The organism is Bradyrhizobium sp. (genome assembly GCF_049586575.1).
GTDB lineage: Bacteria > Pseudomonadota > Alphaproteobacteria > Rhizobiales > Xanthobacteraceae > Bradyrhizobium.
On sequence record NZ_JBAVCF010000693.1, the window covers coordinates 1 to 8,845 of the forward strand.

Consider the following 8,845-nt stretch of genomic DNA (forward strand, 5'->3'; position numbering starts at 1 on the left):
GTGGTCCTTCAACTCTGGCATTCGCAAAAGTGCCCGCCGGGAAGATATGCGAATATTGGAATTGGACCACCAGGCCCTGTGTTTAGCCTTGCCGACCCCCTCGGAGCAAGGTCCGATACGGTCGCACCTTGCAGGAATACCGCGCAAAAAAACGGCGCCCGCAGGCGCCGCTTTTCATCGGATTATGTCTTCGCTTAATGCGCCGTCAGCCCACCGGATGCCTCGTCGCCGGCATCAGGCGTGACGGCGACGACCTTGGCATTGTCCTCTTCCCAGACGATCGGCACGGGAGGCCGCACCAGCGCCCTGGAAACGACGTCGTCGAGCCGGGCCACCGGAACAATGTTCATCCCGCCCTTGATCGCATCGGAAATCTCCGTGAGATCCTTGGCGTTGTCTTCCGGAATCAGCACCGTCTTGATGCCGCCGCGCGCGGCCGCCAGCAGCTTCTCCTTCAAGCCGCCGATCGGAAGCACTCTGCCCCGCAGCGTGATCTCGCCAGTCATGGCGACATCGTGCCGGACCGGAATGCCGGTCATGACCGAGACGATCGCCGTCGCCATCGCAACACCAGCCGACGGACCGTCCTTCGGGGTTGCCCCCTCCGGCACGTGGACGTGGATGTCCCGCCTGTCGAACAGCGGCGGCTCGATGCCAAAGCCGACGGCGCGCGAACGGACATAAGACGCCGCCGCCGAAATCGACTCCTTCATCACGTCCCGCAGATTTCCGGTGACCGTCATCTTGCCCTTGCCGGGCATCATGACGCCTTCGATCGTCAGCAACTCGCCGCCGACATCGGTCCAGGCAAGGCCGGTGACAATGCCGACCTGAGGCTCGCTCTCGATCTCGCCGTACCGGAACTTCGGCACGCCGAGGAATTCCTCGAGCGTCTTCTCGGTGACCTTGACCGACTTCTTCTTGGAGATCATCAGCTCCTTCACCGCCTTGCGGGCGAGTGTCGACAGCTCACGCTCCAGGTTACGCACGCCCGCTTCGCGGGTGTAGCGGCGGATCATCAGCAGCAACGCGTCGTCGTCGATCGACCATTCCTTGGTGTCCAGGCCGTGCTTGGAGATCGCGTTCGGGATCAGGTGCTTGCGCGCGATCTCGACCTTCTCGTTCTCCGTGTAGCCCGCGATCCGGATGATCTCCATGCGGTCCATCAGGGGTCCGGGAATATTGAGCGTATTCGCGGTCGTGATGAACATTACGCTGGAGAGGTCGTAATCGACCTCCAGATAGTGGTCGTTGAAGGTCGAGTTCTGCTCGGGGTCGAGAACCTCGAGCAAAGCCGAGGACGGGTCGCCGCGGAAGTCGGCGCCCATCTTGTCGATCTCGTCCAGCAGGAACAGCGGGTTCGAGGTCTTGGCCTTGCGCATCGACTGGATGATCTTGCCCGGCATCGAACCGATGTAGGTCCGCCGGTGGCCGCGGATTTCAGCCTCATCCCGCACGCCGCCGAGCGACACGCGAACGAATTCGCGCCCCGTCGCCTTCGCAATCGACTTGCCAAGCGAGGTCTTGCCGACGCCGGGAGGCCCGACGAGGCACAGGATCGGCCCGGTCAGCTTGTTGGCGCGCGACTGCACGGCGAGATACTCGACGATGCGGTCCTTGACCTTTTCAAGCCCGTAGTGATCGCCGTCCAGCACTTCCTGGGCGGCCACGAGGTCCTTCTTGACCTTGGACTTCTTGTTCCACGGGATCGAGAGCAGCCAGTCGAGATAGTTGCGCACGACGGTGGCTTCCGCGGACATCGGCGACATCTGGCGCAGCTTCTTCAGCTCGTGCTGGGCCTTGTCGCGCGCTTCCTTGGAAAGCTTGGTCTTGGCGATCTTCTCTTCGAGATCGGCGAGTTCGTCCCGGCCCTCGTCGTCGCCGAGTTCCTTCTGAATCGCCTTCATCTGCTCGTTGAGATAGTACTCGCGCTGGGTCTTCTCCATCTGGCGCTTGACGCGCGAACGGATGCGCTTCTCGACCTGGAGCACGGAGATCTCGCTCTCCATCAGGCCCAACACTTTTTCCAGCCGCGCGGTGACCGACAGCGTCTCCAGGATCGCCTGGCGATCGGCGATCTTCACGGCCAGATGCGAGGCCACGGTATCGCCAAGCTTGGCGAAATCGGTGATCGCCTGCACGACGCCGACGACTTCGGCGGAAATCTTCTTGTTGAGCTTCACATAGCTCTCGAAATCCGACACGACCGAGCGCGCGAGAGCCTCCGCTTCGACGGAGGTGGCGTCGGTATCGGCGAGCGCGACAGCGGTCGCCTCGTAGTATTCGGTCCGGGCGGTATATTTCTCGACGCGGGCGCGCTCGAGCCCTTCCACCAGCACCTTGACGGTGCCGTCGGGCAATTTCAAAAGCTGCAGAACGCTGGCAAGCGTACCGGTCTCGTAGATCGAATCCGGCGTTGGATCGTCGTCGGACGCATTCTTCTGCGTCGCCAGCATGATCAGCGCATCGTTCTTCATCACCTCTTCAAGCGCGCGGATCGATTTCTCGCGGCCAACGAACAGCGGCACGATCATGTGCGGGAAGACGACAATGTCGCGTAGCGGCAACACCGGGTAGGCATGGCTTTCGCCGTGAACGATTGATGGCCGGGGTTTCGGGGTGGTCATGGCCTTTTCCTTTTGTTGTGCCCCCTTGCTCGCCGTCCGCATCACGCGCAACAGCCACAAGGTGCCGTATGCTCCGGCCATGGAGAGACCTCGGAAGGCCGCTTTCGCCGGATCTTCGTCGGAGCGAATCTAAAGCTGATTTCACGCCGCCGACAGCATTAGGTGGCTATCGACCATGGGGGTGTCAAGTCGTCGAAAACCCTAGTCACAAAGGGCTAAACGCGGCGGTCGGCTTAAGCCAAAATGGCCGCCGGAAGGCCCGGCAGCCGAGGCAAATACGTCATTTTCCGGCGCCGGAAAGCCCCTGGATCTCCTTTGAATTTGAAGTTCCTGCAACGAACTTACCGCAGCACTGACAGGAACTTCAAATTCGCCGCACTAGGCGCTGGCGCTCGTCTCCACAGCCCGGTCGGAACGATCGGCGTAGATGTAGAGCGGACGCGCCGTTCCTTCCACAACTTCCCGCGAGATCACGACCTCTTCGACGCCTTCCAGACCCGGAAGATCGAACATGGTCTCGAGCAGGATGCTCTCGAGAATGGAGCGCAATCCGCGCGCGCCGGTCTTGCGCTCGATTGCCTTGCGGGCAACCGCGCCAAGCGCCTCGTCGGCGAAGGTCAGCTCGATATTCTCCATCTCGAACAAGCGCTGATACTGCTTCACCAGCGCATTCTTCGGATCGGTGAGAATCTTCTTCAGCGAAGCCTCGTCCAGGTCTTCCAGCGTCGCCACGACTGGCAAGCGGCCGACGAATTCCGGGATCAGGCCATACTTCAGGAGATCCTCCGGCTCGACGTGACGGAAGATCTCGCCGGTGCGGCGGTCTTCTGGCGCCAGGACCTGCGCGGCAAAGCCGATCGAGGTCGAACGCCCGCGCGCCGAGATGATCTTCTCGAGCCCGGAGAACGCACCGCCGCAGATGAACAGGATATTGGTGGTGTCGACCTGCAAGAACTCCTGCTGCGGATGCTTGCGGCCGCCCTGCGGCGGAACCGAAGCCACGGTTCCTTCCATGATCTTGAGCAGGGCCTGCTGCACGCCCTCGCCCGAAACGTCGCGGGTGATCGAGGGGTTGTCGGACTTGCGGCTGATCTTGTCGATTTCGTCGATGTAGACGATGCCGCGCTGGGCGCGCTCGACGTTGTAGTCGGCCGACTGCAACAGCTTCAGGATGATGTTCTCGACGTCCTCGCCGACGTAACCGGCTTCGGTCAGCGTCGTAGCATCCGCCATGGTGAAGGGAACATCCAGGATGCGCGCCAGCGTCTGCGCCAGCAGCGTCTTGCCCGAACCGGTCGGTCCGATCAGCAGGATGTTCGACTTCGCGAGCTCAACGTCGTTGTGCTTGGTCTGATGATTGAGCCGCTTGTAGTGGTTGTGAACGGCGACCGAGAGCACCTTCTTGGCATGGCTCTGGCCGATCACATAGTCGTCGAGGACCTTGCAGATTTCCTTCGGCGTCGGAATCCCGTCGCGCGACTTCACCAGCGAGGATTTGTTTTCCTCACGGATGATGTCCATGCAGAGTTCAACGCATTCGTCGCAGATGAAGACTGTGGGGCCCGCGATCAGCTTGCGGACTTCGTGCTGGCTTTTGCCGCAGAACGAGCAATACAGCGTGTTCTTGGAGTCGCTGGCGCCAACCTTACTCATTCATCTCTCCGTCCGCAGTTCGATCAAGCACGCTCGCTCTACTCCCGGCACTTGCCGGCCCGGACTTCTGTCCAAAGCGTTGTAAATAGAGCAAAATTCGTACCAAAAAAGACCTTATTCCTTAACGACCTGCGAGAATCGCGGGTCAATTCGAATCCCATGCAAGCACACCCTAAGCGACCTAGCCAACCATGCTCGCACCCGACTATCAAGAATTCGCTAATCGGCGGATGGCGCGCTATCCGTGACAATACCGTGATTTGCGCCGCCACACCCTAGCTAAGAGCGGAAATCAGCCAATCGTTGCGCGATTGTCACGCAAAAAACGCAGCACGAAAGCGGAACTTTGGCCCCGGCAGGTCAAGAAAAGACGCCTTCGGACCCATTTTCCAGGCAACTAACCGTTAACGCCAGATCGAGCCAAGTCGGCCGTGCCAATTATCCTGCTCAGGTCGCTTTGGCGGCTGCCGGCTCCTCCGCCCGCTTGTCGATCACCTTGTCGACAAGACCGAACGACTTTGCATCATCGGCGGTGAGGAACTTGTCGCGTTCCAGTGCGTCCTCGATCGCCTTGTAGGTCTGGCCGGTGTGCCTGACGTAGATTTCGTTGAGCCGCTTCTTCAGGTTCAGGATCTCCTGAGCGTGCAGCATGATGTCGGTGGCCTGGCCCTGAAAGCCGCCCGAGGGTTGATGCACCATGATGCGCGAATTGGGCAGCGAGAAACGCATGTCCTTTTCGCCGGCGGCGAGCAGCAACGAGCCCATCGAAGCCGCCTGCCCCGTGCACAGTGTCGACACTGGCGGGCGAATGAATTGCATGGTGTCGTAGATCGCAAGTCCCGACGTCACCACGCCGCCGGGCGAGTTGATGTACATCGAGATTTCCTTCTTCGGATTCTCGGCTTCGAGAAAGAGAAGCTGCGCCACGGTCAGCGTCGACATGCCGTCTTCGATCGGGCCGGTTACGAAGATGATCCGTTCTTTGAGGAGGCGCGAGAAGATGTCGTAGGCTCGTTCGCCGCGATTGGTCTGCTCGACCACCATCGGCACGAGGTTCATGTAGGTTTCAACGGGATCGCGCATTTATCACCCAAAGGTTGGCAGGGACGAACATCCATCGGCGGGACGATACGAACTGAAATCGCATCGAGGACGACCGTTCCGTGATGCAGGACGTAGTCAAGGACACGCTCACAGATAGGCTTGGGTTTTTCGGCCACAAGACCAGCTAACCCAGCCAGAAGACCGGGCGAAGCAGACCGGGCGGAGGCCGAGTAACGCGAGCACTTGAAGCTGATTCTGATGGCCGGGCATAGCCAGCCACCCGCCGCCCAGGCTGCTTTTGCGTCTCAACCTTAACGCTGGACTTACAACCGCTTACGCGGCGTTCTTCTCCGCCTCATCATCCTTGTAAAGCTCTTCGCGAGAAACCTTCTTTTCGGTCACGTTGGCAAGCTCCAGGATGTAATCGACGACCTTGTCTTCGTAGATGGGTGCACGAAGCTGGGCCAACGCATTGGCATTGTTGCGATAGAAGTCCCAGACTTCCTTTTCGCGGCCCGGCATCTGGCGGGCGCGCTCGATCACTGCACGGCCGACCTCGTCATCGGTGACCGTGATCTTGTTCTTTTCGCCGATTTCGGACAGCACGAGGCCGAGCCGGACGCGGCGATCGGCGATCTTGCGGTATTCTTCTTTCGCGGCCTCCTCCGTCGTGTCTTCGTCGGCGAAGGTCTTGCCGGCCGCCTCCATCTCGGACTTGATCGAGTTCCACATCTGGTTGAACTCTTCATCGACAAGACTGGGCGGCGCCTCGAAGCGGTGGGTTTCGTCGAGACGATCGAGCAGGATACGCTTGACGCGCTGACGCGTTGCGCCGGCAAACTCCGCGGCTATCCGCTCGCGTGCTGCGTTCTTGAGTTTGTCGAGCGATTCCAGGCCTAGCGTCTTGGCAAACTCGTCGTTGATGACGGTTTCCTGCGGCGCCTCGATCTGGGACGCCGTCGTCTCGAATTCGGCCGGCTTGCCGGCCAGTTGCGCGTTGCCGTAGTTGGCAGGGAACGTGACTTTCAGCGTCCGGGTTTCGCCAGCGGCAATCCCGGTCAGTTGTTCTTCAAAGCCAGGAATGAACGGATTAGAGCCGATGGTCACCGGGATGTTTTCGGCAGAGCCGCCCTCGAACGCGGTCCCGTCGACGGTTCCCTTGAAGGAGACCGTGACGCGGTCGCCGTTTTCGGCCTTGGCGCCCTCGCCCTTGGCGGCGAAGGTCTTGTTCTGATCGGCGATGCGTTTGACGGCGTCCTCGACTTCAACGTCGGTCACTTCAGCGACCGGCTTCTCAACCTTGAAGCTCTTGAAATCGGCAAGGGCAATCGGCGGCACCACCTCGATCGCCACGGTGTAGGTCAGATCGGATTTGCCGGCGAGAAGCTCATCGACCTCTTTCTGCTCGGTCGGCATGGTCACCTTGGGCTCCGTTGCGAGGCGGAAGCCGCGTTCGGTGAAAAGCTGCGAATTGGTATCGCGGATCGTCTGGTCGATAGTCTCCGCCATCACCGAGCGGCCATAGACCTTCTTCAGATGGCTGACCGGCACCTTGCCCGGACGGAAGCCATTGAGGCGAACCTTGTTCTTCAATTCGACCAGACGCGCATCGGCCTTGGCGTCGAGATCCGCCGCCGGAACACTAATCTGAAACTCGTGCTTCAATCCCTCGGCAACCGTTTCTTTTACCTGCATGGCTTCAATCTTCTTCTCGAGAGGTCCGGCAGCGAGCCAGACGGCTTATTCTAAATGGCGCATTGCATCGTGGCTTGCGCCGGCGGTTTCGGTAGGCTCCAGAACCCTATGAAATTCTTGCCTTATTTCGGCGGTCCGGCTGTCGGAATTCTCAAAGCTTCCGAGCGACCGGCGGCCCATAGGCGATGGGCTGACGCTCGTAGCTTAATGGTGGCAGGAGATCAACAGTTCCCAGCGAGGATCACGCCTGAAATGGGCTTACCCTGTATTATAGCGATGGTGAAGGACGGCGGCTAGACGGAGCGGATGGGAAGAGAAACAGCCTGCGACGGGTCGGATATCAGACGATCTGCGGCAGCGACTCTGATATGGCCGATGGCGCCGGCCGCGCTGACCCCGAGATATTTCGTGGTGAGAAATTCCCCGGGTGATCTTCGAAAGCGCGCCTGGTGAAAACGCCCCTGCCTGCTTGGGGGCGGTGGTGCGGGCGGAGGGACTCGAACCCCCACAACTTTCGTCACTGGAACCTAAATCCAGCGCGTCTACCAATTCCGCCACGCCCGCAAAGACCGCATCGACAATAGCATCGTGTTTGGCCGCGATGCTGGCGGCGGACTTACAACATGCGCCATCGCTTCGCAGCAATAATCTCCGACCGCGGCCATCGGATATACGATCGCTGGACATATCGTGCCAAAAATGGTCCGCATCAACGGCCATGTCAGATCACGATTTCCGGCCGAACCGGCGCGCCGTTATGGCGGGATTGGCGGCTGCGGCTCTGCAAGCACCAAATCGCGCAGCCAGCGCCGCCGACCCGGCTGCGCTCGCGCTTCGTTGCAAGTCCGACGTTCTCCGATTGCGAGAAAATGAGCCTGCGACAGAGATATGGTCGCTCGGCGATCAATCTCTTCGCTTCAAGCGCGGCGAGCGTGTGGAGATCACGCTCGCCAACGATCTCAAGGTGCCGACGGTTCTGAACTGCCGCGGCGTCGACGGTGCAGCCGCGACCGAGCCGCTGCTCGCCCGATCTCCGGTGGCGCCATCCGCCAGCGACGCCTTCCAACTTCCTCTGCGCCACGCCGGAACGAATTTTTGCGACCTTGCCTTGCTTGGCGACGGCGCCGCGCGGCCCACCCGCGCATTGCCGCTCATCGTCAGCGAAAACGAACCAGTCCAGGTTGATCGCGACGAAGCGTTTCTGATCGAAGGCTGGCGGCTGAAGCCGGACGGCAGCGCCATCGCTCCCGGCCTCGATCCCGATGGCACGGTGCCGGTCTACACCGTGAACGGAGAGCTTCCGCGCGAAATCAGGGTGCGTGGACGCGAACGTCTCAGGCTTCGCTTCGTCAATGCGCTTCAGCGCCATGTGATCGCTTTGAAAATCGATCACTATGACGTCACGGTGATGGCGCTCGATGGTCAGCCCGCAGAGCCTTTCCTGGCGCGTGGCGGCGCATTGGCACTGGCGCCCGGAGGCCGCGCCGATGTCTTTGTCGATGTCACACCGGCTTCCGGCAATTCGCAGATCCTGATGCATGACGGCGATGCGGCCCGGCCGATCGCCCGACTGGTCTTGTCGGATGAAGCGCCGGTCCGGAATGAGAATCTCCCCTCGCCTGCCGCGCTGCCGTCGAATGGCCTGCCTGCGCGTCTCGACCTGAAGAGCGCATTACGGGTCGATCTTCCCTTCGGCGGCGAACAGAAAGACTGGCTGCCCCCGATCAATTTCGCGTCCACCGCCGCGCCCGCCTTCCGCGCCAGGACCGGCCGCACGGTGGTGATGTCGCTGATCAACCGTGGTTCGATGACATCCGTGTTTCATC

Annotated in this window: 5 protein-coding genes and 1 tRNA gene; 1 reads left to right on the top strand and 5 read right to left on the bottom strand. The window is 60.7% G+C overall.

What is annotated here, in order from left to right; all coding sequences use genetic code 11:
* Nucleotides 1–194 precede the first annotated feature (194 nt).
* The 5 genes from lon to WB528_RS25350 all read right to left on the bottom strand — a co-directional run bounded on the left by lon (nt 195) and on the right by WB528_RS25350 (nt 7,583).
* The gene (lon, locus tag WB528_RS25330) at nt 195–2,627 is read right to left on the bottom strand and encodes an endopeptidase La (RefSeq protein ID WP_423891870.1); all 2,433 of its coding nucleotides are present in this window, start codon (nt 2,625–2,627) and stop codon (nt 195–197) included.
* Between the two features lie 378 nt (nt 2,628–3,005).
* Nucleotides 3,006–4,280 (bottom strand): ATP-dependent Clp protease ATP-binding subunit ClpX, encoded by a 1,275-nt coding sequence (gene clpX / locus WB528_RS25335; RefSeq protein ID WP_325017910.1) that lies wholly within the window; start codon nt 4,278–4,280, stop codon nt 3,006–3,008.
* 447 nt (nt 4,281–4,727) lie between these two features.
* On the bottom strand, nt 4,728–5,363 hold the full coding sequence (locus WB528_RS25340; RefSeq protein ID WP_423891864.1) for an ATP-dependent Clp protease proteolytic subunit: 636 nt from the start codon (nt 5,361–5,363) through the stop codon (nt 4,728–4,730).
* A gap of 294 nt (nt 5,364–5,657) precedes the next feature.
* Nucleotides 5,658–7,019, bottom strand: coding sequence for a trigger factor (gene tig, locus WB528_RS25345; protein WP_423891866.1), 1,362 nt, complete (start codon nt 7,017–7,019; stop codon nt 5,658–5,660).
* 479 nt (nt 7,020–7,498) lie between these two features.
* Nucleotides 7,499–7,583: transfer RNA gene (locus WB528_RS25350), tRNA-Leu, on the bottom strand.
* Between the two features lie 154 nt (nt 7,584–7,737).
* Here WB528_RS25350 and WB528_RS25355 point away from each other — a divergent pair.
* On the top strand, nt 7,738–8,845 hold a 1,108-nt coding region (locus WB528_RS25355), incomplete at its 3' end, for a copper oxidase (RefSeq protein ID WP_423891867.1).

Bases quoted from the DNA above. Each gene is read 5' to 3' on its own strand.
- clpX (WP_325017910.1), bottom strand. From the start codon at position 4,280: ATGAGTAAGGTTGGCGCCAGCGACTCCAAGAACACGCTGTATTGCTCG.
- WB528_RS25340 (WP_423891864.1), bottom strand. From the start codon at position 5,363: ATGCGCGATCCCGTTGAAACCTACATGAACCTCGTGCCGATGGTGGTC.
- tig (WP_423891866.1), bottom strand. From the start codon at position 7,019: ATGCAGGTAAAAGAAACGGTTGCCGAGGGATTGAAGCACGAGTTTCAG.
- lon (WP_423891870.1), bottom strand. From the start codon at position 2,627: ATGACCACCCCGAAACCCCGGCCATCAATCGTTCACGGCGAAAGCCAT.